At 73.3% G+C, this 25,672-nt stretch carries 24 protein-coding genes and 1 tRNA gene; 15 read left to right on the top strand and 10 right to left on the bottom strand.

Annotated features, from left to right (window positions below; translation table 11 throughout):
- Positions 1-2: 2 nt before the first annotated feature.
- Entirely contained in the window at positions 3-866 is an 864-nt protein-coding gene (locus ACIGW2_RS12270; RefSeq protein ID WP_391654032.1) for an FhaA domain-containing protein, read from the bottom strand.
- Between the two features lie 476 nt (positions 867-1,342).
- Between ACIGW2_RS12270 and ACIGW2_RS12265 the strand changes: the two genes are divergently transcribed.
- From ACIGW2_RS12265 to ACIGW2_RS12255, 3 genes are all read left to right on the top strand, one after another.
- Positions 1,343-1,429 (top strand) — tRNA-Leu (locus ACIGW2_RS12265).
- Positions 1,430-1,629: 200 nt separating this feature from the next.
- The gene (locus ACIGW2_RS12260; protein ID WP_391654033.1) at positions 1,630-3,486 is read left to right on the top strand and encodes a sensor histidine kinase; all 1,857 of its coding nucleotides are present in this window, start codon (positions 1,630-1,632) and stop codon (positions 3,484-3,486) included.
- 145 nt (positions 3,487-3,631) lie between these two features.
- Positions 3,632-4,276 (top strand): response regulator transcription factor, encoded by a 645-nt coding sequence (locus ACIGW2_RS12255; protein WP_356066749.1) that lies wholly within the window; start codon positions 3,632-3,634, stop codon positions 4,274-4,276.
- A 48-nt stretch (positions 4,277-4,324) separates the two neighbouring features.
- Here ACIGW2_RS12255 and ACIGW2_RS12250 read toward each other — a convergent pair whose 3' ends face one another.
- The gene (locus tag ACIGW2_RS12250) at positions 4,325-4,843 is read right to left on the bottom strand and encodes a MarR family winged helix-turn-helix transcriptional regulator (protein ID WP_391654034.1); all 519 of its coding nucleotides are present in this window, start codon (positions 4,841-4,843) and stop codon (positions 4,325-4,327) included.
- A 102-nt stretch (positions 4,844-4,945) separates the two neighbouring features.
- Here ACIGW2_RS12250 and ACIGW2_RS12245 point away from each other — a divergent pair, with 102 nt between their 5' ends.
- The 4 genes from ACIGW2_RS12245 (at position 4,946) to ACIGW2_RS12230 (ending at position 9,315) form a co-directional block, all read left to right on the top strand.
- A complete protein-coding gene (locus ACIGW2_RS12245; RefSeq protein WP_391654035.1) occupies positions 4,946-6,064 on the top strand; it encodes a hypothetical protein in 1,119 nt (372 codons plus the stop codon).
- Between the two features lie 139 nt (positions 6,065-6,203).
- Complete coding sequence (locus tag ACIGW2_RS12240; protein ID WP_399843166.1) at positions 6,204-7,733, top strand: DUF2252 domain-containing protein; 1,530 nt, start codon at positions 6,204-6,206, stop codon at positions 7,731-7,733.
- Between the two features lie 166 nt (positions 7,734-7,899).
- Positions 7,900-8,904 (top strand): hypothetical protein, encoded by a 1,005-nt coding sequence (locus tag ACIGW2_RS12235; protein ID WP_391654037.1) that lies wholly within the window; start codon positions 7,900-7,902, stop codon positions 8,902-8,904.
- A gap of 66 nt (positions 8,905-8,970) precedes the next feature.
- Positions 8,971-9,315 carry a rhodanese-like domain-containing protein gene (locus ACIGW2_RS12230; protein WP_356066602.1) on the top strand — a complete coding sequence of 115 codons (345 nt, stop codon included), beginning with the start codon at positions 8,971-8,973 and terminating at the stop codon, positions 9,313-9,315.
- Positions 9,316-9,319: 4 nt separating this feature from the next.
- On the opposite strand, the gene ACIGW2_RS12225 is transcribed toward ACIGW2_RS12230, so the two are convergent.
- From ACIGW2_RS12225 to paaA, 6 genes are all read right to left on the bottom strand, one after another.
- Complete coding sequence (locus ACIGW2_RS12225; protein WP_391654038.1) at positions 9,320-10,453, bottom strand: acyl-CoA dehydrogenase family protein; 1,134 nt, start codon at positions 10,451-10,453, stop codon at positions 9,320-9,322.
- 137 nt (positions 10,454-10,590) lie between these two features.
- Positions 10,591-11,691: a 2Fe-2S iron-sulfur cluster-binding protein gene (locus ACIGW2_RS12220; RefSeq protein WP_399843161.1), complete on the bottom strand. Its 1,101-nt coding sequence runs from the start codon at positions 11,689-11,691 to the stop codon at positions 10,591-10,593.
- A complete protein-coding gene (gene paaD / locus ACIGW2_RS12215) occupies positions 11,692-12,207 on the bottom strand; it encodes a 1,2-phenylacetyl-CoA epoxidase subunit PaaD (protein ID WP_399843158.1) in 516 nt (171 codons plus the stop codon). It abuts the gene before it with no gap.
- Positions 12,201-12,956 (bottom strand): 1,2-phenylacetyl-CoA epoxidase subunit PaaC, encoded by a 756-nt coding sequence (gene paaC / locus ACIGW2_RS12210; RefSeq protein ID WP_391654040.1) that lies wholly within the window; start codon positions 12,954-12,956, stop codon positions 12,201-12,203. The genes paaD and paaC overlap by 7 nt, the downstream gene beginning before the upstream one ends.
- Positions 12,953-13,240, bottom strand: coding sequence for a 1,2-phenylacetyl-CoA epoxidase subunit PaaB (gene paaB / locus ACIGW2_RS12205; RefSeq protein WP_265861486.1), 288 nt, complete (start codon positions 13,238-13,240; stop codon positions 12,953-12,955). Before paaB ends, paaC begins: the two co-directional genes overlap by 4 nt.
- Entirely contained in the window at positions 13,237-14,280 is a 1,044-nt protein-coding gene (gene paaA, locus ACIGW2_RS12200; RefSeq protein ID WP_399843153.1) for a 1,2-phenylacetyl-CoA epoxidase subunit PaaA, read from the bottom strand. Before paaA ends, paaB begins: the two co-directional genes overlap by 4 nt.
- 111 nt (positions 14,281-14,391) lie before the next feature.
- On the opposite strand from paaA, the gene ACIGW2_RS12195 reads away from it, so the two are divergent.
- From ACIGW2_RS12195 to ACIGW2_RS12185, 3 genes are read left to right on the top strand one after another with little or no spacing between them, the layout of a single operon-like run.
- Entirely contained in the window at positions 14,392-15,171 is a 780-nt protein-coding gene (locus tag ACIGW2_RS12195) for a DUF5819 family protein (protein WP_399843150.1), read from the top strand.
- On the top strand, positions 15,168-16,445 hold the full coding sequence (locus tag ACIGW2_RS12190) for an HTTM domain-containing protein (RefSeq protein WP_399843148.1): 1,278 nt from the start codon (positions 15,168-15,170) through the stop codon (positions 16,443-16,445). The genes ACIGW2_RS12195 and ACIGW2_RS12190 overlap by 4 nt, the downstream gene beginning before the upstream one ends.
- On the top strand, positions 16,442-17,125 hold the full coding sequence (locus ACIGW2_RS12185) for a TrmH family RNA methyltransferase (RefSeq protein WP_399843145.1): 684 nt from the start codon (positions 16,442-16,444) through the stop codon (positions 17,123-17,125). The genes ACIGW2_RS12190 and ACIGW2_RS12185 overlap by 4 nt, the downstream gene beginning before the upstream one ends.
- A gap of 47 nt (positions 17,126-17,172) precedes the next feature.
- Here ACIGW2_RS12185 and paaN read toward each other — a convergent pair whose 3' ends face one another.
- Positions 17,173-18,870, bottom strand: coding sequence for a phenylacetic acid degradation protein PaaN (gene paaN, locus ACIGW2_RS12180; protein WP_361578406.1), 1,698 nt, complete (start codon positions 18,868-18,870; stop codon positions 17,173-17,175).
- Between the two features lie 124 nt (positions 18,871-18,994).
- Between paaN and ACIGW2_RS12175 the strand changes: the two genes are divergently transcribed.
- Positions 18,995-20,569, top strand: coding sequence for a 3-hydroxyacyl-CoA dehydrogenase (locus ACIGW2_RS12175; RefSeq protein ID WP_391654046.1), 1,575 nt, complete (start codon positions 18,995-18,997; stop codon positions 20,567-20,569).
- The gene (locus ACIGW2_RS12170; RefSeq protein ID WP_356066572.1) at positions 20,566-21,159 is read left to right on the top strand and encodes a TetR/AcrR family transcriptional regulator; all 594 of its coding nucleotides are present in this window, start codon (positions 20,566-20,568) and stop codon (positions 21,157-21,159) included. The genes ACIGW2_RS12175 and ACIGW2_RS12170 overlap by 4 nt, the downstream gene beginning before the upstream one ends.
- 67 nt (positions 21,160-21,226) lie before the next feature.
- Here ACIGW2_RS12170 and ACIGW2_RS12165 read toward each other — a convergent pair whose 3' ends face one another.
- Positions 21,227-21,865 carry an Lrp/AsnC family transcriptional regulator gene (locus tag ACIGW2_RS12165; protein ID WP_391654047.1) on the bottom strand — a complete coding sequence of 213 codons (639 nt, stop codon included), beginning with the start codon at positions 21,863-21,865 and terminating at the stop codon, positions 21,227-21,229.
- A gap of 178 nt (positions 21,866-22,043) precedes the next feature.
- Here ACIGW2_RS12165 and pdhA point away from each other — a divergent pair, with 178 nt between their 5' ends.
- From pdhA to ACIGW2_RS12150, 3 genes are read left to right on the top strand one after another with little or no spacing between them, the layout of a single operon-like run.
- On the top strand, positions 22,044-23,207 hold the full coding sequence (gene pdhA / locus ACIGW2_RS12160) for a pyruvate dehydrogenase (acetyl-transferring) E1 component subunit alpha (RefSeq protein ID WP_361578400.1): 1,164 nt from the start codon (positions 22,044-22,046) through the stop codon (positions 23,205-23,207).
- Positions 23,204-24,235, top strand: coding sequence for an alpha-ketoacid dehydrogenase subunit beta (locus ACIGW2_RS12155; protein ID WP_361578397.1), 1,032 nt, complete (start codon positions 23,204-23,206; stop codon positions 24,233-24,235). Before pdhA ends, ACIGW2_RS12155 begins: the two co-directional genes overlap by 4 nt.
- Positions 24,235-25,590, top strand: coding sequence for a dihydrolipoamide acetyltransferase family protein (locus ACIGW2_RS12150; RefSeq protein WP_391654048.1), 1,356 nt, complete (start codon positions 24,235-24,237; stop codon positions 25,588-25,590). The genes ACIGW2_RS12155 and ACIGW2_RS12150 overlap by 1 nt, the downstream gene beginning before the upstream one ends.
- Positions 25,591-25,672 lie beyond the last annotated feature (82 nt).

Raw genomic sequence — 25,672 nt, 5'->3', positions numbered from 1 at the left:
CTTCACCCTTCGGCTTGCCGGTAAACGATGGTGGTGCTGCCCACGACGATCCGCGAGCCGTCGCGGAGCGTAGCGCGGGTGGTGTGCTGCCCGTCCACCACGATGCCGTTGGTGGACCCGAGATCCGTGATCGTCGAGGGCGTTCCGGTCCGGATCTCGCAGTGCCGGCGCGAGACGCCGGGATCGTCGATCCTCACGTCCGCGTCGGTGGAGCGGCCGAGAACCATGGTCGGGCGGGAAATCTGGTGACGGGTGCCGTTGATCTCGATCCAGCGGCGCGGCTGCCCGCCGGGGGCGGCCGCGGGCGCCGTCGGACGGTGTCCGGGCATCGCCGGGGCGCCCGGCGGCGGGGCCGCGGGCATCGGCGGGGCGCCGGCCGGGGGGTACCCGTAACCGCCGCGGGGCGGCTGCGGGCCGCCCTGCGGTCCGGCCGGATATCCGCCGGGGCCGGCGGGCGGCTGCCCGGGCGCCTGCGGCGCCGACTGTGACGAACTCGACGCGAGCGTGCGGCTGCGCACCCGGTACAGACCGGTGTCGAGGTCCTCGGCCTTCTCCAGGTGGACCTTGATCGGTCCCATGAAGGTGTACCGCTGCTGCTTGGCGTAGTCCCGTACGAGACCGGCGAGCTCGTCGCCGAGCTGGCCCGAGTAGGGGCTGAGGCGCTCGTAGTCCGGCGCGCTCAGCTCCACGATGAAGTCGTTGGGGACGACGGTCCGCTCCCGGTTCCAGATCGTCGCGTTGTTGTCGCACTCGCGCTGGAGCGCGCCGGCGATCTCGACGGGCTGGACCTCGGACTTGAAGACCTTGGCGAAGGTGCCGTTGACCAGACCTTCGAGTCGCTGCTCGAACCGCTTCAGGACTCCCATGGGGCACCTCCTCCTTCGGTGTCGTCCTCGTACTGCTTACTGATCGTATCCACGCGTCGGGAAATCGGCTGGTTCCCCTTCTCTGCCCTGTGGACGAGTGTCACCTCTCACAGACCTTCCGCGCGCCTTCCCCCACGGATCGTAGAGGCGGCCTGTGGACAGTGTCCCGCACCCGGCCCCGGAGCAGGAGGGCCCCGTGCGTCACGTCCCGCCTTCCCATCCCTTCCTCCCCCACTTCCCCGCCTCCCCGCCTCACCTCTCGTCTCTCGTCCTCTCCGTCCGTCGGCCCGTCCGTCCGTCGGTCCGTCCGTCCGTCGGCCCGTCCTCCTCTCTCCTGGTCTTCTCCTGGTCTGCGCGCGAGGGGTCGAAACCGGGGCCGCGAGAACGGATGTGAATCCACGGCCTGCGACGTGCTAATCTTCAGATGTCGCCAGGCGAACGAACCGAAAGGGGAGGGAGCCGGGAGACCACCCAATGCGCGGGTGGCGGAATAGGCAGACGCGCTGGATTCAGGTTCCAGTGCCCGCAAGGGCGTGGGGGTTCAACTCCCCCCTCGCGCACCAGTCGAATCGGTCGGCATCGTGATCACGATGCCGACCGATTCGCGTTTCCCCGCTTTCTTTCTCTGTTTCTCTGTGGGGGGCGGTGGGGTGTGAGGTAAGCCACGGTGTCTGTCCGTGGCGATGAGGCCGCGACCTTCGTCGGTGGGGAGAGCGACGAAAGAGGACGGCGGGGCGGGCGGTCGGGCCCCTATGTTGCGAGCGTGGACGTTCGTACGAGTTTCCGGACCGGTGTGGCGTGGCTCGGCGCCGGGTGGCGGTGGTTCGCGGTGCCGGGGCAGTGGTCGCGGCGCAGGACGGCGGGGGAGCTGGTGCTCGCCGTCGTCGTGGCGCTGCTGGCCGCGGGCACCGAGGACCTGACGGGCGCCGGGCCCTGGCGCCTGGCCGGCGTGGCCGTGGCAGCGGCGCTGCTGGTGCTGCTGCGGCGCCGGCTGCCCGCATCCGTGCTGATCGGCACGTCGCTGTGCACCCCGCTCGTGCCGGGCTTCCTGGCGCTGCTGATCCTCGTCGGCTGGTCGGCCGGCCGCTACATCGTCGGCGCCGGTCGTGCCCTCGCCGCGTTCACCGCCGCCTACGCGCTGAACGTCCTCGGCACCCTCGTGGAGGCCTGGGACCTGCACCGGTTCCTGACGCTGACGTTCATCTCCACCCTCTACTTCCTGGGGACGACGCTGGCGCCGGGCCTCGCCCACCGCTACTGGACGCAGCGCCGGACCCTGCTGCACGCGCTGCAGGAGCGGAACGTGCAGCTGCTGCGCGAGCGGGCCATGCTCGTCGGGCAGGCCAGGATGCGGGAGCGGCAGCGGATCGCCCAGGACATGCACGACAGCCTCGGGCACCAGCTGGCGCTGATCTCCGTGCACACGGGGGCCCTCGAAGTCGACCCGCACCTGACCGACCGGCAGCGGGAGGTCGTCGGGGTGCTGCGGGCCGCGTCCATGGACGCCATGCACGAGCTGCGCGAGGTCGTCGGCATCCTGCGCGACGGGGTGGAGGCACCCGCCGACACCGGTCCGGGCGGGCAGGCGGTGCGGCCCGGCGACGAGACGGGGCGGGCGGCGCGGGGGACCGCCGGCATCGAGGGGCTCGTCACCGCCGCCCGCGCCGCCGGCACCACGATCCGCCTGACCCGGCGCGGCGAGGCCCGGACGCTCGCACCGGCCGTGGACCACGCCGCGTACCGGATCGTCCAGGAAGGCCTGACGAACGCCTACAAGCACGCGCCGGGCGCCCCGATCAGCGTCGAAGTGCGGTACGAGCCGGACGCTTTCGTCGTCGAGGTGGTCAACGAGGAGGCGACGGAGGCGGCTTCGGGCGTCGTCAGCGGCGGGCAGGGCCTGACCGGGCTGCACGAGCGGGCCCGGCTGGTCGGCGGCATCGTGCACGCCGGCCCGGCGGACGGCGGCGGCTTCCGGGTCGCCGGGGTCCTGCCGTACGGGGCGGTGGAGGCGACCCCCTACGTCGACCCCTTCGCGCCTCTCCCGGACACCGAGGCCGCCCCCGTCCCGTACCCGTCCCCCGCCTTCGTCCCGGACGTCGCGCCTTTCGTCGATGCGGCCGACGACTTCCGGCAGCAGTCGAAGGGGGTGCCGCACCGGCACCGTGGTCCCGTCGCAGTCGGACCGGCCGGCTGGACGGTGGCCGAACGGGAGTTGGCGATGGCGATGCAGGCGGGCAGGGGCACGGGCCGGAGCACGGGCAGCGGGATAGCGATCGGCTGCGGCATAGCCTTCGCCGCTTTGGTGCTGCTGCTCGTGGCGGGAGGCTTCGGCATCTACTTCCTGATGGGCTCGGTCTCCAAGGGCATGATCGAGCCCGCGCAGTACGACGCGGTGAAGGTCGGCGAGAGCGAGCAGGCGGTCCGCGACCGGCTCCCTTCGGGTGACACGATCGCCACCAGCGGACTGCACGGCAAGGGCCCCGAGGAGCCCGAGGGTTCCAGCTGCCTCGTGCTCATGAGCACGCAGGTCAGCGACGACCTGGAGAAGGAGCCGGTTTTCCGGTTCTGCTTCAAGGACGGCAAGCTGATCGAGAAGAAGACGTACGAAGTCGTGCGCTAGGCACGCACGCGGGGGTTCTCGGGGAGTCGGAGTGGGCGGGGCGGAAACAGGCGCGGCGGCCGGAACGGGCATCGCCGCCGGAACGGGCGCCGGAACCGGGGCGGTCGGGGCCGGGGCGGGGACGGGACTCGGCGCGGGCCGGCGGATCAGGGTCGTCATCGCCGACGACGAACCGCTGATCCGGGCCGGGATCCGGATGATCCTCACCTCCGACCCGGAGATCGAGGTCGCCGCCGAGGCGACCAACGGCCGCGAGGCCGTCGACCTCGCCCGCGCCCACGCCGCGGACGTCGTCCTCCTCGACATCCAGATGCCCGTCCTCGACGGCCTGTCCGCCCTGCCCGAACTGCGCAGGGCGGCGCCCGCGACGAAAGTCGTCGTCCTGACCACCTTCGGCGAGCGGGAGAACGTGCTGCGGGCCCTGGAACACGGCGGGGCCGGCTTCCTGCTCAAGGACACCGCACCGGCCGAGCTGATCCGGGCGGTACGGGCCGCTGCCGCGGGCGACGCCTATCTGTCCCCGGCCGCCACCCGGCATGTCGTGGAGCGGCTGGCCTCCGGCCGCGAGACGGCCCGCGCCGAGCAGGCCCGCCACCGGATCGCCGCCCTCAGCGAGCGCGAACGCGAGGTGCTGGCTCTGCTCGGGGAGGGCCTGTCCAACGCCGACGCGGGCCGCCGCCTGCACATGAGCGAGGCCACGGTGAAGACGTACGTGAGCCGCATCCTCGCCAAGCTCGGCTGCGAGAACCGGGTCCAGGCGGCCCTGCTGGCCCGCGACGCCGACCTGTAGCCCTCGGCCCCGGCCAGGATCCGGCCACGACCCCCGGTCAGGACCCGGTCAGGACTCGGACGTGCCGGTGGAGGTCGGGGCAGGGGTGGGGGAGGTCTCGGGGGCGGAAGTGGGATGGGGGGCCGGGGGGAAGCCGGTGGTGCCGGCCGCGTTGTAGCGGAGCAGATAGCCCGCGAAGGCGGCCAGGTCCTCGGCCGACCAGTCCCTCAGCCGCTCCTCGTACGCGGCGAGCCGGCTGGCCTGCGTCGAGGCCAGCAGCCGGGTGCCCGCTTCGGTCGGGTGCAGCACCTGCACCCGGTGGTCGTCCGGATCCGGCCGCCGCTCGACCAGACCGAGCTTCTCCAGGGCCGCGATCTGCCGGCTCACCGTCGACTTGTCCAGCAGATAGTGCGCGGCGAGGTCGGTGGCCCGGCAGCCCTGCTGGTCGTCGATGTGCGCGAGCAGCGTGTACGAGACCAGCGGCAGCTCCGGATGGAGCCGCGCCGCCGCCGCCCGGGCCCGACGGGCGAAGGCCGTCAGCTCCCGCTGGATGGTGTCGAGGGACGTCTCCCGCGCGCCGCCGCTCATGGTGCGCTCCCTGTGCCGCGGGCGGTCCGCTGGTCGGAACCTCCCTTTCGGTTGTATAGTACAACGGTTACTTAGTTGTAAAAGCCAACCATGGAGGTTCAGGTGTCCGCAGGACCGACCACCAAGGGAGCGCTGCGCCACGTCCTCGGCCATCTCCTCACCCCCCTGCTGATGTGCATCGGCATGGGACTCGCCTACCTCGGCGCCTTCCACGCCCCCGAACCCCACGACCTCCGCGTCGACATCGTCGGCACCGGCCCCCAGACCCAGGTCCTCGCCCAGACCCTCCACGACAAGGGCGCCGGAGCCCTCGACGTCCGCACCGTCCCCGACCGCACCGCCGCCACCGCCGCCCTCCGCGACCAGTCCAGCTTCGGCGCCTACCTCCCCGGCAGCCCCGGCCACACCCCCGAACTCCTCGTCGCCTCCGCCGGCTCCGACACCAGCGCCATGGCCGTCGAGAAGGTCTTCACCAAGGTCGCCGCCACCCAGAACCAGCCCCTCAAGGTCACCGACGTCGCCCCCGTCTCCTCCGGCGACCCCACCGGCCAGGGCGTCTTCTTCCTCCTCGTCGCCCTCAGCATCGGCTCCTACGCCTCCGTCGCCGTCATCGGCGGCGCCGGAGCAGCCCTCCCCATGCGCCTCCGGGCCCTCCTCGCCGCCGGCATGTCCCTCGTCGTCAGCCTCATCGGCGCCGTCTTCGCCGGACCCCTCTTCCACCTCGTCGACCACGGCCTCGCCGGAGTCTGGGCCCTCTCCTGGCTCTACAGCGCCGGCATCCTCCTGATCGGCGTCGGCCTCCACACCTTCCTCAAGCGCTGGACCACCCTCGGCGTGATGGTCCTCTTCGTCATGCTCAACTTCACCAGCTCCGGCGGCATCTACCGCCCCGAGCTCCAGCCCGGCTTCTTCGGCTCCCTCCACGCCTTCTGGAACGGCGCCGGATTCGTCGAAGGCGTCCGCGGCCACGTCTACTTCGACGGCCACGCCCTCGGCCGCAACGTCCTCGTCCTCACCCTCTGGTTCCTCGCCGGCGCCGTCCTCGTCGGCCTCGCCGCCCTCACCGAGAACCGCCGCCGCGCCACCGCCGCACCGGCCGCCACCCCCGCGCTCCAGGCTGAGCACCGGGCCGAGCATCCCTCCGCGGAGCAGGCACGACGGGGTGCCGAGCAGGACGCCGAAGAGGCCGAGGAGGAGATGGAAGAGGCCGTCGGCGTCTGATCCCTCCACCGCCGGGAGTTGTCCACAGGCCGTTGTCCACAGGGGGAGACGGCTCGACGACCCCGGCGGTACCTTCGTGCCCAGTTCGACCGAGTCCGCGCGACATGCGCGACCACGCACGACGGGGGAGGACGTCCTGATGGACGACACGACGACAGCGGTACCGGGCCCGCGCGACCACACGCTCGACCCGCACCCGGCCGACCCGCACCCACTCGACCCGCACACGGTCACGGACGGGCGGCCCGGCGAGGGCGCCCCGCCGTCCACCCCGCGCCTCCCCCGCGTGCCCGGCTTCGCCCCCCACGCCGCCGGAGCCACCGCCACCGCCAAACAACGCGGCAGGGCCCTCCGCGACGAGGTCCCCCGCTCCGCCCACGCCACCCTCACCGCAGTCCCCGGCCGCCCCGACGCCGTCCGCGCCGTCGAGGAGTCCAACCAGGGCCGCGTCCCCGAACTCACCCCCATCCGCGTCGGCCGCATGGCCGCCAGCCCCTTCGCCTTCCTCCGCGGCTCCGCCGGCCTCATGGCCCACGACCTCACCGGCTCCCCCGTCAACGGCATCGCCGCCCAACTCTGCGGCGACGCCCACGCCGCCAACTTCGGCCTCTACGGAGACGCCCGCGGCCGCCTCGTCATCGACCTCAACGACTTCGACGAAACCGTCGTCGGCCCCTGGGAATGGGACCTCAAGCGGCTCGCCACCTCCCTCGTCCTCGCCGGCCGCGAAGCCGGCGCCGACGAGGACACCTGCCGCGCCGCCGCCTTCGACACCGCCGGCGCCTACCGCCGCACCATGCGCCTCCTCGCCCGGCTCCCCGCCCTCGACGCCTGGAACGCCATCGCCGACGAGGAACTCGTCTCCCACACCGACGCCCGCGACCTCATAGGCACCCTCGAACGCGTCTCCGCGAAGGCCCGCAACAACACCAGCGCCCGATTCGCGGCCCGCTCCACCGAAGCCGTGCCCGACACCGAGGGCGGCGGCCGACGCTTCGTCGACGCCCCACCCGTGCTCCGGCGCGTCGGCGACCGCGAAGCAGCCGCCGTCGCCGCCTCCCTCGGCCCCTACCTGGCCACCGTCGCCGAGGACCGGCTCCCGCTCCTCGCCCGCTACGCGATACACGACGTCGCCTTCCGCGTCGTCGGCACCGGCAGCGTCGGCACCCGCTCCTACGTGGTGCTGCTGCTCGACCACCGCGGCGAGCCGCTCGTCCTCCAGGTCAAGGAGGCCCGGCCCTCCGCCCTGATCCCGCACCTGCCCGCCGTCGGCTTCACCGTCCACGACACCGGACACGAAGGACGGCGCGTGGTGCTCGGACAGAAGCGGATGCAGGTTGTCAGCGACATCCTGCTCGGCTGGACCACCGTCGACGGGCGCCCCTTCCAGGTGCGCCAGTTCCGCAACCGCAAGGGCAGCGTCGACCCCGCCGCCCTCACCGCCGACCAGTTCGACGACTACGGCCGCATGACCGGCGCCCTGCTCGCCCGCGCCCACGCCCACAGCGCCGATCCGCGCCTGATAGCCGGCTACTGCGGCAAGAACGAAGAGCTCGACGAGGCCATAGCCGCCTTCGCCGTCGCCTACGCCGACCGCACCACCGCGGACCACGCCGACCTCGTCACGGCCGTCCGCACCGGCCGCCTGGCCGCCGAAACCGGCGTCTGAGCGACGCCCGGCGGGGGCAGGGGCCCGGGGGCACGGCCCCGGGGGCAGGGGCCCGGGGGCACGGCCACGGCGGCACGGGCACGGGCTCGGGGGCACAAACGAACAAACCGGGGGGAGGGGAGGGGGAGGGAGGGGGGAGGGGCCCCCGGAGGGGACCGTAGGCTGGATGGGACGAGCCGGAACGAGGACGTGGACGGGCGTGGACGGCGTGGACGTGAGCGTGGACCAGGGCAGGGCCGACGGGTCCGAGGAGCCGGGCGTGGACGGGCGTCCCGTCGCGGAGCCGGCGGCGGCTGGGCGGCCCGAGGCCGGCTCCGAGGCCGACAGCGCCGGTGAGCGGTCCGAGGCCGACAGCGCCGGTGAGCGTCCCGAAGCCGGCGCCGAGGGCGGCAGTGCCGGGGAGCGGCCCGAGGCGCGGCTTGATCAGGCGGTGCGGGTGGCCGAGCAGGCGCTGATCGAGTTCGAGATCGCCGTGGAGACCTTCCGGGTCGAGGTGGAGAACTTCTCGCGGCTGCACCACCAGAAGCTCGGGCCGATGTACGCGCGGCTCGACGAGCTGGACGCGCGGATCGCGGAGGCGCGGGCGGCGCGCAGTGGGGATCCGGAGGATCTGCGGCGGGCGCAGGAGGCGCGTGCGGCGGTCATGCCGATGCCCGGGGTGGAGGAGCTGTTCCACGACTGGGTGGATTCGGACGGGCTGTCGCCGGAGGCGGCGGCGATGCTGACGGACCGGCCGGTGCAGCCGCCGAAGCGGGTGCGGCCTTCGGACGAGGTGCGCAAGCTGTACCGGGACCTGGCGCGGCAGGCGCATCCGGATCTGGCGCGGGACGAGGAGGAGCGGCAGCGGCGCGAGGAGTTCATCACGCGCGTGAACGCGGCCTACGCGCGCGGTGACGAGGCGCTGCTGCGGGAGCTGTCGGCGGAGTGGGCGGCGGGTCCGGCGCCGGAGGCGCGGCTGAGCCCGAGCGAGGAGCTGTACGCGCGGCTGGAGTGGCTGGCGCAGCGCAAGGAGATGCTGTCGCTGGTGGCGCGGGAGCTGGAGGAGAGCGCGATCGGGGCGATGCTGCGGCTGGCCCCGGATGATCCGGACCGGCTGCTGGAGGAGATCGCGGAGCAGTTGCTGGCGCAGGTCTCCGAGCGTGAGGCGGAGCTTGCCGCGCTGGTGCAGTAGTTTCGGTGGTGTGCGCCCGTGCGGGTGTGCGCTGTCGGTGTGTGTCGCAGAGAGAAGGCCAGGTTCATGAATTTCGCCCCGCTGCCGTCGGTCGACGCGGCTTCCGTGCCGGCCGGTGCTCTGGTGCTCGATGTCCGTGAGGACGACGAGTGGGCGGCCGGTCATGTCGAGGGTGCGCTGCACGTGCCGATGAGTGCGTTCGTGGCGCGGTTCGGCGAGGTGACGGAGGCCGTGGCGGACGGGCGTCAGGCGTTCGTGATGTGTCGGGTGGGTGGCCGGTCGGCGCAGGTCACGCAGTATCTGCTGGGGCAGGGCATCGACGCGGTGAACGTCGACGGCGGCATGCTGGCGTGGGAGGGCGCGGGGCGTCCGATGGTGACGGACGACGGAAGCCCCGCCTACGTGCTGTAGGTCCTCAACTGAGGGGGTGGGAGGCGAGGAGTTCGCCGAGTTCCTCCTCGTGCCGGGCCGCGGGGCCGAGGGCGAGTTCGAGGTGTTTGGCCCAGGCGTGATAGCGGTGCAGCGGGTAGTCGGTGTCGGCGCCGAAGCCGCCGTGGAGGTGCTGGGCGGTCTGGACGACGCGGCGTACGCCTTCTGATGCCCAGATCTTGGCGACGGCGATGTCGGCTGCGGCGGGGAGTGGGCCGGTGGTGTCGGTGGTGAGGCGCCAGGCGGCCTGCCAGAGGGTGACTTCCATGGCGCGCAGGTCGATGTAGCGGTCGGCGGCTTGGACGGCGACGGCCTGGAAGGTGGCCACGGGGTGGCCGAACTGTTCGCGTTTGCCGGTGTACTGGCTGGTCATGGTGAGGACCTGTTCGCCGAGGCCGAGGGCGAGGGCGCAGGTTCCGGTGGTGAGCAGGGCGTGGAGTTCTTCCCAGGCGCCGGGGGTGTCGATGACGTCGGTGGGGTCGAGGCGCACGGTGTCGAGGTGGAGTGCGGCGAGGCGTTCGCCGTGGGTGCCGTACTGGTCGGTGAGCGTGAGTCCGGTGTGGTCGCGGGGCAGCAGGGCGAGGACGGTGTGTCCGTCGGGGGTGTGGGCGGGTACGGCGATGTGGTCGGCGTGGTGGGCCCAGGGGACGGCGCTGGTGTGACCGTCGAGGGTCCAGCCGGTGGGGTCGCGGTGGGCGGTGACGGCGAGGGGCGCCGGGTCGTGTCCGGTGCGGCCGTGGGCGGCGGCGGTGAGGACGAGTTCGCCGCGGGTGACGCGGGGGAGCAGGGCGGTCGCGGTGGCCTCGGGTGCGTGGTGCTGGAGGGTGAGGGCGACGGCGCTGGTTTCCAGGAGGGGTACGCGGGCGAGGGCGCGGGCGGATTCGCGGAGGACCAGGCAGAGGGCGATGGGGTCGAGTCCGGAGCCGCCGTGGGCGGGGTCGATGACGAGGCCGAGGAGGTCGGTGTCGGCGAGGCGGGCCCAGAGGGCGCGGTCGTGGTCGTCGGCGACGGCGCCGGGGGTGAGGGCGGGGCTGGGGACGCTGTCGGGTGGGACGTCGGCGAAGACGGTTCTGGCCGTTTCGGCGGCGGCCTGTTGTTCTTCGGTGAAGGTGAAGTCCACGGTCCTGTCCCTTCCGGCCTTGCCCCGAGCGAGATCTGACGGGCCGTCAAGATAGAACAGGTTCTATGGGAAGGGAATGGCCGGGTGCGCCCCGGTGGTGTCCGGGGCGCAGCCGTCGGTGGGCGGGGTGCCGTCCGTCAGCGGTCGAAGTCGAGCTCGACCTCGGTGGTGGCGGGGTGGGACTGGCAGGCGAGGACGTAGCCGGCGTCGGTTTCCTCGGGTTCCAGGGCGAAGTTGCGGTCCATGCGCACTTCGCCGCTCACGAGGAAGGCGCGGCAGGTGCCGCACACGCCGCCCTTGCAGGCGTACGGGGCGTCCGCCCGGGCGCGGAGCACGGTGTCGAGCAGGGTCTCGCCCTGTTGGACGGGCCAGTTGCCGGAGCGTCCGTGCAGGGTGGCGGTGAGCGTGGCGTGGGCGGGGGCGTCGGCAGCGGGTGCCGGGGCGGGGGCCGAGCCGTCGTCGACGTGGAAGATCTCCTGGTGGACGCGGGTGCGGCTGACGCCGAGGCCGCGCAGGGCGCGTTCGGCGTTCTGCACCAGGCCGTAGGGGCCGCACAGGAACCAGCCGTCGATGTCGGTGATGGGCAGGAGCGCGGGGAGCAGTGCGGTGAGCCGTTCCTCGTCGAGCCGTCCGGAGGGGAGGCCGGCCTGCTGTTCCTCGCGGGAGAGCACGGTGATCAGTTGGAACCGGTCGGGGAAGCGGTCCTTGAGGTCGGCGACCTCGTCGAGGAACATCGTGGAGGCCGCGGTGCGGTCGCTGCGGACGAGGCAGAACCGGGCTTCGGGTTCGCGGGCGAGCAGGGTGGCGGCCATGGAGAGGACCGGTGTGATGCCGCTGCCGCCGACGACGGCGGCGAAGTGTCCGGGGCGCGGTTCGAGGACGAAGCGGCCCATGGGTTCCATGACCTCGACGGTGTCGCCGGCGGCGAGTTCCTTGAGGGCGTAGGTGGAGAATTCGCCGCCGTCGACGAGGCGGATGCCGACGCGCAGGACGGGGGTCTCCCCCGCGGCGGCGGCCGGGGAGCAGATGGAGTAGGTGCGGCGGATCTCCTCGCCGCCCGGGCCGGTGCGGCGCAGGGCGAGGTGCTGGCCGGGGGTGTGGCGGTAGGCCTCGCGCAGTTCGGCCGGGACGGCGAAGGTGACGGCGACGGAGTCGTCGGTGAGCCGCTCGACCTCGCTCACGCGGAGCGGATGGAACCCGGCTCGTCCGGCGGCGCCGGTGGAGGCGGCGGAGGCCATCTACAACTCCTTGAAGTGGTCGAACGGTTCGCGGCAGGCGGTGCAGCGGCGCAGTGCCTTGCACGCGGTGGAGGAGAAGCGGCTGAGGAGCTCGGTGTCGGTGGATCCGCAGTGCGGGCAGCGGATGGCGAGGGTGAGCGGTATCGGTCCGCCGACGGGGCCCTGGGGTCGGGGCGGGGCGATGCCGAACTCGGCGAGTTTGCGGCGGCCTTCGTCGGTGATGTCGTCGGTGGACCAGGCGGGGCTGAGGACGGTGACGACGCTGACCTCGGGCACGCCGTGCTCGTGGAGGGCGTGCTCGATGTCGGCGGACATGGCCTCGATGGCGGGGCAGCCGGTGTAGGTCGGGGTGAGTTCGACCTCGACCCGGCCGGGGCCGCGCACGTGGACGCCGCGGAGGACGCCGAGTTCGGCGAGGCTGAGCACGGGCAGCTCGGGGTCGGGGACGGCGCCGGCGATGCGGGCCAGTTCCTCTTCCAGGGCGGTCGGGGCGGTGCCCGGTGCGGTGGTCACCATGTCGCCCCCGGGTGGCTGCGGTGCAGGTGCTGCATTTCGGCGAGCATGCGGCCGAAGGACTCGGTGTGCAGGCCCTGTCGGCCGGCTCCGGCGCTCCAGGCTCCGGTGCGGGGCCCGGAGGGGACGGTGAGGGTGGCCCGGGTGAGGACGGCGGTCACGGAGTCGAGCCAGGCGGTCTCCATGGCGGCGGTGTCGAGGTCGAGGCCGTCGAGCGGCTGGAACAGTTCGCCGGTGTAGCGCCACAGTGCGTCGCAGGCCTGCTGCATGCGCCGGTGGCTCTCGTCGGTGCCGTCGCCGAGGCGCAGGGTCCAGTGCTCGGCGTGGTCCTGGTGGTAGGCGACTTCCTTGACGGCCTTGGCGGCGAGTCCGGCGAGGGGGCCGTCGCCGGCGGCCAGCTGCCCGTACAGCAGGTGCTGGTAGGTGGAGAAGAACAGCTGGCGGGCGATGGTGTGGGCGAAGTCGCCGTTGGGCTGTTCGACGAGCTGGCAGTTGAGGAAGGCGCGCTCCTCGCGGAGGTAGGCGAGCTCGTCCTCGTCGCCGACGAGCGAGAGCAGCACGCGGGCCTGGCCGAGGAGGTCGAGCGCGATGTTGGCGAGGGCGACCTCTTCTTCGAGGACGGGGGCGCCGCCCGCCCATTCGCCGAGGCGCTGGGCGAGGACGAGGGCGTCGTCGCCGAGGGGCAGGGCGGCGGCGGGGACGGTGCCGGCGGGGGTCGTGCCCGTGGTGGCGGGGGTGGTCGGGGTGGTCACAGGTGCTTCACCCCGTCCGGGATCTCGTAGAAGGTGGGGTGCCGGTAGGGCTTGTCCGCGGCCGGCTCGAAGAAGGGGTCCTTCTCGTCGGGCGAGGAGGCGGTGACGGCGGCGGAGGGCACGACCCAGATGGAGACGCCCTCCATGCGGCGGGTGTAGAGGTCGCGTGCGTTGCGCAGGGCCATCTCGGCGTCCGGGGCGTGGAGGCTGCCGGCGTGGGTGTGGGACAGTCCGCGGCGCGAGCGCACGAACACCTCCCACAGCGGCCATCCGTCGGTGGTCATGCCTGTGCCTCCCCGTCCGTGTGCGGTCCGGCGTCGGTGCCGGTGTGGTGCGTGTCGTCGCGGCCGGTGGACGGCCGGTGCTTCTCGGCGTAGGCCGCGGCGGCGTCCCTGACCCAGGCGCCGTCCTCGTGGGCCTGGCGGCGCTTGGTCAGCCGCTGCTCGTTGCAGGGGCCGTTGCCCTTGAGGACGTTCCAGAACTCGTCCCAGTCGATGGGGCCGAAGTCGTAGTGCCCGCGCTCCTCGTTCCACTTCAGGTCGGGGTCGGGGAGGGTGAGGCCGAGGGTCTCGGCCTGCGGGGCGGCGATGTCGACGAAGCGCTGGCGCAGCTCGTCGTTGGAGTGGCGCTTGATCTTCCAGGCCATCGCCTGTGCGGAGTGGGTGGACTCGTCGTCGGGCGGGCCGAACATCATCAGCGAGGGCCACCACCAGCGGTTCACCGCGTCCTGGGCCATGGCGTGCTGGGCCTCGGTGCCGCGGGAGAGGGCGAGCAGGGCCTCGTACCCCTGGCGCTGGTGGAAGGACTCCTCCTTGCAGACGCGGACCATCGCCCGCGCGTAGGGCCCGTAGGAGCAGCGGCAGAGGGGGACCTGGTTGGTGATGGCGGCGCCGTCCACGAGCCAGCCGATGGCGCCGACGTCGGCCCAGGTCAGCGTCGGGTAATTGAAGATCGACGAGTACTTCTGGCGGCCGCTGTGGAGCTTGTCGAGGAGCTCGTCGCGGCTGGCGCCGAGGGTCTCGGCCGCGCTGTACAGGTAGAGGCCGTGGCCGGCCTCGTCCTGGACCTTGGCCATGAGGATCGCCTTGCGGCGCAGCGACGGCGCGCGGGTGATCCAGTTGGCCTCGGGCTGCATGCCGATGATCTCGGAGTGGGCGTGCTGGGCGATCTGGCGGATCAGGCCTGCCCGGTAGGCGTCGGGCATCCAGTCGCGCGGTTCGATGCGCTCGTCGGCGGCCACGGCGGCGTCGAACACCGCTTCGAGGGCGGCCTGGCTCGCCGTCGCACCTTCCGGCGCTGTCGTCTCTGCCGTACCTGTGGTCATCGGAACCCCTACCGACCGATCGTTCGGTTGAATGACTTCAATGGTCGTTCGGCGGCCCGTATGGTGTCAACCCTGTGGATAACTGCTGAGGCCGAGCGGGAGCGGGGCGCGATGGACTCGTACGACGACGCGGGCGGGATCACGCCCGGACCGGGGGACTCGTCCGAACGGGTGGCCGAACCGGCCGGCGGCACCGGAGCGGGCGCTCCCCGGGCCGGGATCGCGGGGCTCTCCCTGCCGTACCAGGTGGTCGCGGCCGTCGCCCTCGCCGTCGTCGGCGTCTTCGCCTGCGTCCACCTCGCGATGGTGTTCCTGCACGTCGCGCCGTCGAACACGCTGACCAAGCAGCACGGCGAGGCGGTCGACGACTGGGTCTACCCCGAGTTCGAGCAGAACTGGAAGCTCTTCGCCCCCAACCCCCTCCAGCAGAACATGTCCCTGCAGGTCAGGGCCGAGGTCGTGGGCGCCGACAGCCGGCGCAGGACCAGCGGCTGGATCGACCTCACCGCCTACGACCTCGAAGGCATCCGCGGCAACCTCGTCCCCAGCCACTCCCGGCAGAACGAACTGCGCCGGGCCTGGGACTTCTACCTCAACTCCCACACCGACGACCACCGCCCCAACGGCATGCGCGGCCGGCTCTCCGAGGAGTACATCCGCCGGATCGTCATGCGGCGCCTCGACGAGCGGGCGCTCGGCGGCACCGTCGACAAGATCCAGCTGCGCACGGTCACCCGGCCCGTCCCGGCCGCCGTCTGGAGCGACGAGAAGATCGACACCCGGCCCGTGACCCGCGGCTACCCCTGGTGGACCGTCACCGCCGGCGACCGCCCCGCCGCCGACACCACGTCCTTGGCGCAGGCCGGAGCCCGGACGGAGACCGCCCGATGACCGAGACCTCCCCCGCCCCCGAGACCTCCCCCGCCCCCGAGACCTCCCCCGAGGTGACCGGCACCCGTGCCGGCCGGCCCCGGATCCCCTTCGACCGGCGCCTCGCGGCCGCCGTGCAGAAGGTCACCGGCCAGGCGCTCGGCCCCTACCAGAGCGCGATCGTCCGCATCGGCTTCTCCCTCACCTGGCTGCTCTTCCTGCTGCGCGAATGGCCCCACCGCCTGGAGCTGTACGGCCCGGACGGCCCCTGGTCCTGGGACATGGGCCGGCAGCTGATCGCCGACAACCGCTCCTTCACCGCGCTCATGTGGTCCGACGGGCGCCTCTGGTTCGAGATCGTCTACGGCCTCGCCGTGCTCTCCGCCGTCCTGCTGCTGCTCGGCTGGCACACCCGGGCCGTCTCCGTGGTCTTCATGGCCGGCGTGCTGTCCCTGCAGAACCGTTCCATTTTCATGGGCGACGGCGGCGACAACGTCGTCCACCTCGTGGCGATCTACCTCGTCCTCACCCGCTGCGCCCAGGTCTGGTCCCTCGACGCCCGCCGGGCGGCCCGCGGCCGCGCGGGCCTCGGGCCGGCCGGACCTGTGCTGTGGACGGTCCTCGGCGGCTTCCTGCTCGCCGCCACCTGGTTCTCCGGCGTCACCGGAGAGTGGTGGCTGTTCGTGCTGCTGTGGGTGCTGTGGCTCGGCAACGCCCTGTGGTGGCTGGTCTGCCGCTTCGCCCCCGGCGAGCCCCGCACCCTGCTCGACGTCCTCGCCAACCTCGCCCACAACGCCACCCTCGCCGTGATCATGGCGGAGGTCTGCCTCGTCTACGCCACCGCCGGCTGGTACAAGGTGCAGGGCTCGCGCTGGCAGGACGGCACCGCGCTCTACTTCCCGCTCCAGCTCGACTACTTCACGCCCTGGCCCGCCCTCTCCGACCTCCTGGGCGGCAGCGGGGCCATGGTGCTGCTGCTCACCTACGGCACCGTGATCGTGCAGGTCGCCTTCCCCTTCACGCTCTTCAACCGCAAGGTCAAGAACGTGCTCCTGGTCGCGATGATGCTGGAGCACGCGGGCATCGCCCTGCTCCTCGGGCTGCCGTTCTTCTCGCTGGCGATGATCGCCGCCGACTCCGTGTTCCTGCCCACCGCCTTCCTGGTGTGGCTGGGCGCGCGGGCCGCACGGGGCCGCGACCGGCTGCTCCGCCGGACGCCACCGGCCGCCGAGGCCGGGCTGCCCGGACAGAGCCGTACGGGTGACGGGGCCGGCACCCGTACCCTCGTCGGGTGAGCACCACCGAAGAACACCCCGCGCCGGCCCCGGGCGCCGAGCCCCTCCAGTACGACGAGGGGTACGGCACCGAGATCGGCGTCGGCCCGCACCCGGAGCCGTGGCCGGACGACCCGCGCTACGACCCCGAGCTGCTGGCCGGCGGCGACCGGCGCAACGTCGTCGACCGCTACCGCTACTGGACGCGCGAGGCGATCGTCGCGGACCTCGACACCCGGCGCCACGACTTCCACGTGGCGGTGGAGAACTGGGGCCACGACTTCAACATCGGCTCCGTGGTGCGGACCGCCAACGCCTTCCTGGCCAAGGAGGTCCACATCGTCGGGCGGCGCCGCTGGAACCGGCGCGGCGCCATGGTCACCGACCGCTACCAGCACGTCCGGCACCACCCCGACACGGCCTCGCTGACCGCGTGGGCGGCGGCCGAGGGCCTGCCGGTCATCGGCATCGACAACCTGCCGGGCGCGGTGCCGCTGGAGCGGACCGAGCTGCCGCGCCGCTGTGTGCTGCTCTTCGGGCAGGAGGGCCCGGGCCTCACCGAGGAGGCCCGCGCCCACGCCGCCATGGTCTGCTCGATCGCCCAGTTCGGCTCGACCCGGTCGATCAACGCCGGCGCCGCCGCGGCCATCGCCATGCACGCCTGGATCCAGCGCCACGCCGACGTGCCGGCCCCCGAATAGGGACCGGCACGGCCGGCCGGTCACCCGGGCCGGCCGTGCCGCCGGGGTCAGGCCTGGCGGCGGACCTCCACCACCCGGAAGCGGTTGGCCACGAAGGCGCCGTCGCACAGCGCCGCGTTCGCCGCCGGGTTGCCGCCCGAGCCGTGGAAGTCGGAGAACGCGGCCGTCTGGTTCACATAGACCCCGCCCGTCAGGTTCAGCGACAGCTGCGCCGACTCCTCCAGGCAGACCTCCTCCACGGCCCGCTCGACGTCCGCCGAGGTCGTGTACGCGCCGACCGTCATCGCGCCCTTCTCGCGCACCGTGCGCCGCAGCAGCTCCAGCGCGTCGGCGGTCGAGTCGACCGACACCGCGAACGAGACCGGGCCGAAGCACTCCGAGAAGTACGCCGCCTCCGCGTCCGGCTTCGAGCCGTCCAGCTTCACGATGACCGGGGTGCGCACCACGGCGTCCGGGAACTCCGGGTTCGCCACCTCGCGGGAGGCCAGCGCCACCTCGCCCAGACCGGCCGCCGCCTCCAGGCGTGCCTTCACGTCCGGGTTGACCAGGGCGCCCAGCAGCGCGTTCGCCCGGGCGTCGTCGCCGAGCAGGCCGCCGACCGCGCCGGCCAGGTCGGCGACCACCTCGTCGTACGACTTCGGGCCCTGGTCGGTGCTGATGCCGTCGCGGGGGATCAGCAGGTTCTGCGGGGTGGTGCACATCTGGCCGCTGTACAGGGACAGCGAGAAGGCCAGGTTGGAGAGCATGCCCTTGTAGTCGTCGGTGGAGTCCACGACGACCGTGTTGACGCCGGCCTTCTCCGTGTAGACCTGCGCCTGGCGGGCGTTCTCCTCCAGCCAGTCGCCGAAGGCGGTCGAGCCGGTGTAGTCGATGATCCGGATCTCCGGGCGGACGGCCAGGGTCTTCGCGATGCCCTCGCCCGGGGCCTCGGCGGCCAGCGCCACCAGGTTCGGGTCGAAACCGGCCTCGGCGAGGACCTCGCGGGCCACCTTGACCGTCAGCGCCAGCGGCAGCACCGCGCGCGGGTGCGGCTTGACCAGGACCGGGTTGCCGGTGGCGAGGGAGGCGAACAGGCCCGGGTAGCCGTTCCACGTCGGGAAGGTGTTGCATCCGATGACCAGGGCGATGCCGCGGCCGACCGGGGTGAACTCCTTGCTGAGCTCCAGCGGGTCCCGCTTGCCCTGCGGCTTCGACCAGGCGGCCCGGCCGGCGGGGGTGCGGGTCTGCTCCTCGAACGCGTACGCCACGGCCTCCAGGCCGCGGTCCTGCGCGTGCGGGCCGCCGGCCTGGAACGCCATCATGAAGGCCTGGCCGCTGGTGTGCATGACCGCGTGCGCGAACTCGTGGGTGCGGGCCGAGATCCGGGCGAGGATCTCCAGGCACACCAGGGCGCGGGTCTCGGCGCCGGCGTCGCGCCAGGCGCCCATGCCGGCCCGCATCGCGGGGAGCAGCACGTCGAGGTCGGCGTGCGGGTACTCGACGCCGAGTGCCGGGCCGTACGGCGAGGTCTCGGCGCCGGTCCAGCCGTCCGTGCCCGGCTGGTCGAGCTCGAAGCGCTTGCCGAGCAGGTCCTGGTAGGCGGCGAGACCCGCGGCGGCGTCCAGCGAGCCGTTCTCCCCGTAGGCCTTCGGGTGCTCCGGGTGCGGGGACCAGTAGGCGCGGGTGCGGATGGTGGCGAGGGCCTGATCGAGTGTGGACCGGTGCTTCTCGGCCAGACGGTCGGTGGTCAGCTGAGCGGTGGCCATGGGTGGACCAACTCCTCGTCGAGCTGGGCAGGGAGACGCGTACGGAGTTAGAGTAACCGAACGATCGGTCGGGACAAGGGGGTCCGGCGATCCTGTGGAAAACCCATCGGGGAGGATCACTCCTATGACCGCCAATACGTCCGGGCAGGGGAACGACGCGGGGCCGGCCGACGGAGCCGGTGCCGGTGCCGGAGGCATCGGCCCGAGCGGGGTCGTCGCCGTCGTCGGCACGGGCACCATGGGCCAGGGCATCGCCCAGGTCGCCCTGCTCGCGGGCCACCCCGTACGCCTCCACGACAGCGCCCCCGGCCGGGCCGCCGAAGCCGTGGCCGGCGTCACGGGACGGCTGGACCGGCTGGTCGAGAAGGGCCGCCTGGGCAAGGACGAGCGGGACGCGGCGGTCGACCGGCTGCACGCGGCCGGCGCGCTCGACGAGCTCGCCGACGCCGCCCTCGTCGTCGAGGCGATCGTCGAGCAGCTCCCCGTCAAGCAGCGCCTCTTCGCCGACCTGGAGGCGGTCGTCGCGGCGGACGCCGTCCTCGCCACCAACACCTCCTCGCTGTCGGTGACCGCGATCGCCGGCGGCCTCGCCCACCCCGGCCGCTTCGTCGGCATGCACTTCTTCAACCCCGCCCCGCTGCTCCCGCTGGTCGAGATCGTCAGCGGCCACGCCACCGACCCGGCCGTCGCCACGCGCGCGTACGAGACGGCGAAGCGCTGGGGCAAGACACCGGTGCGCTGCACCGACACCCCCGGCTTCATCGTGAACCGCATCGCCCGCCCCTTCTACGCGGAGGCGCTGCGCGTCTTCGAGGAGGGCGTCGCCGACCCCGCCACCATCGACGCGGCCCTGCGCGAGTCCGGCGGCTTCCGGATGGGCCCCTTCGAGCTCACCGACCTCATCGGCCAGGACGTCAACGAGGCCGTCACCCGCTCGGTCTGGGAGTCCTTCTACCAGGACCCCAAGTTCACGCCCTCGCTCGCCCAGCGCCGGCTCGTGGAGTCCGGCCGCCTCGGGCGCAAGAGCGGGCGCGGCTGGTTCTCGTACGCGGAGGGCGCCGAGCGCCCCGAGCCGCACACCGCCCCGCCGGCGAAGGCCCCGGCGCGCGTCACGGTGCGCGGTGACCTGGGACCCGCGCAGCCCCTGGTGGACCTCTTCGAGCGGGCCGGCGTCGTCGTCCGGCGCAAGAAGGGCGACGGGTTCGTGGAGCTGCCCTCGGGTGTGAAGCTCAGCCTCGCGGACGGCGAGACCTCCTTCGAGTACCACCAGGAGGACATCGTCTACTTCGACCTCGCGCTCGACTACGAGAAGGCGCCCCGGATCGTCCTGTCCTCGCGCGAGGGCATCGCCCCGGAGGGGCTCGCGGAGGCCGTGGGTCTCTTCCAGGCGCTCGGCAAGCAGGTGTCCGTGATCGGCGACGTGCCCGGCATGATCGTGGCCCGCACGGTCGCGATGCTCGCGGACCTGGCGGCCGACGCGGTCGAGCGGGGCGTCGCCACCGCCGAGGACGTGGACACCGCGATGCGCCTCGGGGTCAACTACCCGGCCGGCCCGCTGGAGTGGGTCGCCCGCTTCGGTCACCGGCGTGCGGCGGCACTGCTGCACGCGCTGCACGAGCGCTACCCGACGGGCCGGTACGCGCCGAGCCTCGGCCTCGTGCGCCGGGCGTACGCCGAGGAAGCCGAGGAGACCGCATGACCACCGCGAGACGCGACACCTACACCCCCGAGACGCTGCTCCAGGTCGCCGTGCGGGTCTTCAACGAGCGCGGCTACGACGGCACGTCCATGGAGCACCTGTCCAAGGCCGCCGGCATCTCGAAGTCGTCGATCTACCACCACGTGGCGGGCAAGGAGGAGCTGCTGCGGCGGGCCGTCAGCCGCGCGCTCGACGGGCTCTTCGCCGTCCTCGACGAGCCGGCCGCGAACCGGGGGCGGGCCGTCGAGCGGGTCGAGTACGTCACCCGGCGCACCGTGGAGGTGCTGATCGCCGAGCTGCCGTACGTGACGCTGCTGCTGCGGGTGCGCGGCAACACCGCGACCGAGCGGTGGGCGATGGAGCGGCGCCGCGAGTTCGACCACCGGGTGGCCGAGCTCCTGAAGGCCGCCGCAGCCGACGGCGACCTGCGGCCCGACCTGGACATCCGGCTCGCGACCCGGCTGCTCTTCGGCATGATCAACTCGCTGGTCGAGTGGTACCGGCCGCACCACGCCTCCCTGGAGGAGCGGGAACAGCTGGTGGACACCGTCGTCCACCTCGCCTTCGACGGGCTGCGCACGGCCCGCTGACGCGACGACCGAACGCGGCGCGCCCGCCCGGGGACCTTCCCGGGCGGGCGCGCCGCGTTTCCGCCGTTCAGGCCAGGTGCTCCGGGCAGGGGTCGAGGTCGGTCTCCTCGAAGACCAGCAGGGTGCGGGTGGACAGCACCTCGGGGATGGCCTGGAGGCGGGTGAGGACGAGCTCGCGCAGGGTCCGGTTGTCGGGGGTGTGGACCAGGAGCAGGACGTCGAAGTCGCCGCTGACCAGCGCGATGTGCGCGGCGCCCGGCAGCGCCTGGAGCTGCTCGCGCACGGTGCGCCAGGAGTTCTGGACGATCTTGAGGGTGATGTAGGCGGAGGCGCCGTGGCCGGCCCGCTCGTGGTTGACGCGGGCGCCGAAGCCGCGGATCACGCCGTCGTCGATGAGCCGGTTGATCCGGGCGTACGCGTTGGCGCGGGAGACGTGCACCCGCTCGGCCACGGAGCGGACCGAGGCCCGGCCGTCGGCCTGGAGCAGACGCAGGATGTCGCGGTCGACGGCGTCCAGCGGGCGGGCCGGGGCCGCCGGGGGGACCATGGCAGGGCCGGGCTGCGGGCCCGGCGGCGGGCCCGTCTGGGCTCCCCACGGCCCCACCGGCCCGGGCGCCCTCCCGGCCGCCGGGGCGGCGCCGGGGGGTGTGTTCAGGAGCTCGCCGTCCGCGTGCTCGTCGACGTCGGCCATTTGTTCATCCGCCATGTCCCCCCGCCTCTCTCCCGTGGACGACCTGATTCCATCCCAGGCTGTGGAGAACCGTTTGTCCACAGGCTGGAGGTGCCTGTAGCCAAAATGCCTCCACGACCGAACAATCGGTAGGTGAGGCGCGCCACATTCCGCGCCACCCGCCTTCGGGTCTTATGCCCGCTCCCACGAGGAGGTGGACTCGTTGCAACAGCGCAGTTCGACAGTCCAAGAGCCCCCCGGCGCCGCCCGCGCCTACCGGCCCACGCCGCCGCCGGCCTGGCGGCCGCGCACCGACCCCGCCCCGCTGCTGCCGGACGCCGAGCCGCTGCGCGTGCTCGGCACGGACGCCGTGGCCGACGCGGACCCCGAGCTGCTGCGACGTCTCTACCGCGAGCTCGTCCGCGGCCGCCGGTACAACGCGCAGGCGACCGCCCTGACGAAGCAGGGCCGGCTGGCCGTCTACCCCTCCACGACCGGCCAGGAGGCGGCCGAGGTCGCCGCCGCGCTGGTCCTGGAGGAGCGGGACTGGCTCTTCCCCTCGTACCGCGACACCCTCGCGGCCGTCGCCCGCGGCCTCGACCCCGTGCAGGCCCTCACCCTGCTGCGCGGCGACTGGCACACCGGCTACGACCCGCGCGAGCACCGCATAGCGCCGCTCAGCACCCCGCTCGCCACCCAGCTCCCGCACGCCGTGGGCCTCGCCCACGCCGCCCGGCTCAAGGGCGACGACGTGGTCGCGCTCGCCATGGTCGGCGACGGCGGCACCAGCGAGGGCGACTTCCACGAGGCGCTGAACTTCGCCGCCGTGTGGCAGGCCCCGGTGGTCTTCCTCGTGCAGAACAACGGCTTCGCGATCTCCGTGCCGCTCGCCAAGCAGACCGCCGCCCCGTCCCTGGCCCACAAGGCCGTCGGATACGGGATGCCCGGCCGGCTCGTCGACGGCAACGACGCGGTCGCCGTCCACCAGGTGCTCACCGAGGCCGTGGCCCGCGCCCGGCGCGGCGGCGGACCCACCCTCGTCGAGGCCGTCACCTACCGGATCGACGCCCACACCAACGCCGACGACGCCACCCGCTACCGCGGCGACAGCGAGGTCGAGGCCTGGCGGGCGCACGACCCGATCCTGATCCTGGAGCGCGAGCTCACCGAGCGCGGCATCCTCGACGAGGACGCCCGCCGCGCCGCCGCCGAGGAGGCCGAGACCATGGCCGCGCGGCTGCGCGAGAGCATGAACGCCGACCCGGTGCTCGACCCGATGGACCTGTTCGCCCACGTCTACGCCGAGAAGACCGCGCAGCTGCGCGAGCAGGCGGCGCAGCTGCGGGCGGAGCTCGACGCCGAGAGCGAGGCGGAATGACCACCCACGCGACCGCGCGGCCGGCCGCGAAGACCGCGGCCAAGCCCGCCACCATGGCGCAGGCGCTCCAGCGCGCCATGCGCGACGCGATGGCCGAGGACCCGTCCGTCCACGTCATGGGCGAGGACGTCGGCACCCTCGGCGGCGTCTTCCGGATCACCGACGGACTCGCCAAGGAGTTCGGCGAGGACCGCTGCACCGACACGCCGCTCGCCGAGGCGGGCATCCTCGGCACGGCCGTCGGCATGGCGATGTACGGGCTGCGCCCGGTCGTCGAGATGCAGTTCGACGCCTTCGCCTACCCGGCGTTCGAGCAGCTCATCAGCCATGTCTCCCGGATGCGCAACCGCACCCGCGGCGCCATGCCGATGCCGATCGTGGTCCGCGTGCCGTACGGCGGCGGCATCGGCGGCGTCGAGCACCACAGCGACTCCTCCGAGGCCTACTACATGGCGACGCCCGGCCTCCACGTCGTCACGCCGGCGACCGTCGAGGACGCCTACGGACTGCTGCGCGCCGCCATCGCCTCCGACGACCCCGTCGTCTTCCTGGAGCCCAAGCGGCTCTACTGGTCCAAGGCCGACTGGTCGCCCGAGGCGCCGGCCGCCGTCGAGCCGATCGGCAAGGCCGTGGTCCGCCGCCCCGGCACCAGCGCCACCCTCGTGACCTACGGCCCCTCCCTGCCGGTCTGTCTGGAGGCCGCCGAGGCCGCCCGGGCCGAGGGCTGGGACCTGGAGGTCGTCGACCTGCGCTCGCTCGTCCCCTTCGACGACGAGACCGTGTGCGCGTCCGTGCGGCGCACCGGCCGGGCCGTCGTCGTCCACGAGTCGGCCGGCTTCGCCGGACCCGGCGCGGAGATCGCCGCCCGGATCACCGAGCGCTGCTTCCACCACCTGGAGGCCCCGGTGCTGCGGGTCGCGGGCTTCGACATCCCCTACCCGCCGCCGATGCTGGAGCGGCACCACCTTCCGGGTGTCGACCGGGTCCTCGACGCGGTCGCCCGGCTCCAGTGGGAGGCGGAGCGCTGATGGCCCAGGTGCTCGAATTCAAGCTGCCCGACCTCGGCGAGGGCCTCACCGAGGCCGAGATCGTGCGCTGGCTGGTGGACGTCGGTGACGTCGTCGCCATCGACCAGCCCGTCGTCGAGGTCGAGACGGCCAAGGCGATGGTCGAGGTGCCCTGCCCCTACGGGGGCGTGGTCACCGCCCGCTTCGGCGAGGAGGGCACCGAACTCCCGGTCGGCGCCCCGCTCATCACCGTCGCCGTCGGCGGCGCGGGGGGCGAGGACGGCGCCCCGGCGGCCGCCGAGGCCCCCGCCGCCGCGGAGTCCGCGGTCTCCTCCGAGTACTCGGGCAACGTCCTGGTCGGCTACGGCACCAGCGGGCCCGCCGCGCGCCGGCGCCGGGTGCGCCACGCCACCCCCACCGCCCAGGCCGCCCCCGCCGTCCCGGCCCCGCCGGCCGCTCAGTCGGCGCCGGCCGCGCCCGCCGGGCCCGTGCCGGTCATCTCGCCGCTGGTGCGCAAGCTGGCCCGCGACGGAGGGCTCGACCTGCGGGAGGTGCACGGCTCCGGCCCCGAGGGGCTGATCCTGCGTGCCGACGTGGAGAACGCCCTCGCCGTCCGCGACCGGGCCGCCGCCGCCCCGGCGGCCGTCCCCGCGCCGGCCCCCGCGGCCGCCGCCGCACCGTCCCCGGCCGGGGAGCGGATCCCGCTGCGCGGCGTGCGCGGCGCCGTCGCCGACAAGCTGTCCCGGAGCCGTACCGAGATACCGGACGCGACCTGCTGGGTCGACGCCGACGCGACCGAACTCATGGCCGCGCGGGCCGCGATGAACGCGGCCGGCGGACCGAAGATCTCCGTGCTCGCGCTGCTCGCCCGGATCTGCGTCCACGCGCTCGGCCGTTTCCCGGAGCTCAACTCCACCGTCGACACGGCCGCCCGGGAGATCGTCCGGCTGCCCGGCGTGCACCTCGGCTTCGCCGCGCAGACCGAGCGCGGTCTCGTCGTCCCGGTGGTCAAGGACGCCGGCGGGCGCACCGCCGAGTCGCTGACCGCCGAGTTCGCCCGGCTCACCGAGGCGGCCCGGCAGGGCGCGCTGACCCCGGCCGACCTCACCGGCGGCACCTTCACCCTGAACAACTACGGGGTGTTCGGGGTCGACGGCTCCACGCCGATCATCAACCACCCCGAGGCGGCGATGCTGGGCGTCGGCCGGATCGTGCCCAAGCCATGGGTGCACCAGGGCGAGCTGGCGGTGCGCCAGGTGGTGCAGTTGTCGCTCACCTTCGACCACCGGGTGTGCGACGGCGGCACGGCGGGCGGCTTCCTGCGGTACGTCGCCGACTGCGTCGAGAACCCGGCGGTGCTGCTCCGCACCCTCTGACGGCCGCACGGCCGGCAGGACTCCGCCGGGAGCGCCACCGGCCGGGGCACGGGGCCCCGGACGGTGCCCGGCGGCTTCGTCC

The organism is Streptomyces sp. NPDC053541, assembly GCF_044544705.1.
Classification (GTDB): domain Bacteria; phylum Actinomycetota; class Actinomycetes; order Streptomycetales; family Streptomycetaceae; genus Streptomyces.
Note: the sequence above shows the minus strand (reverse complement) of the source record. Positions and strands in the feature narration are given on the sequence as shown.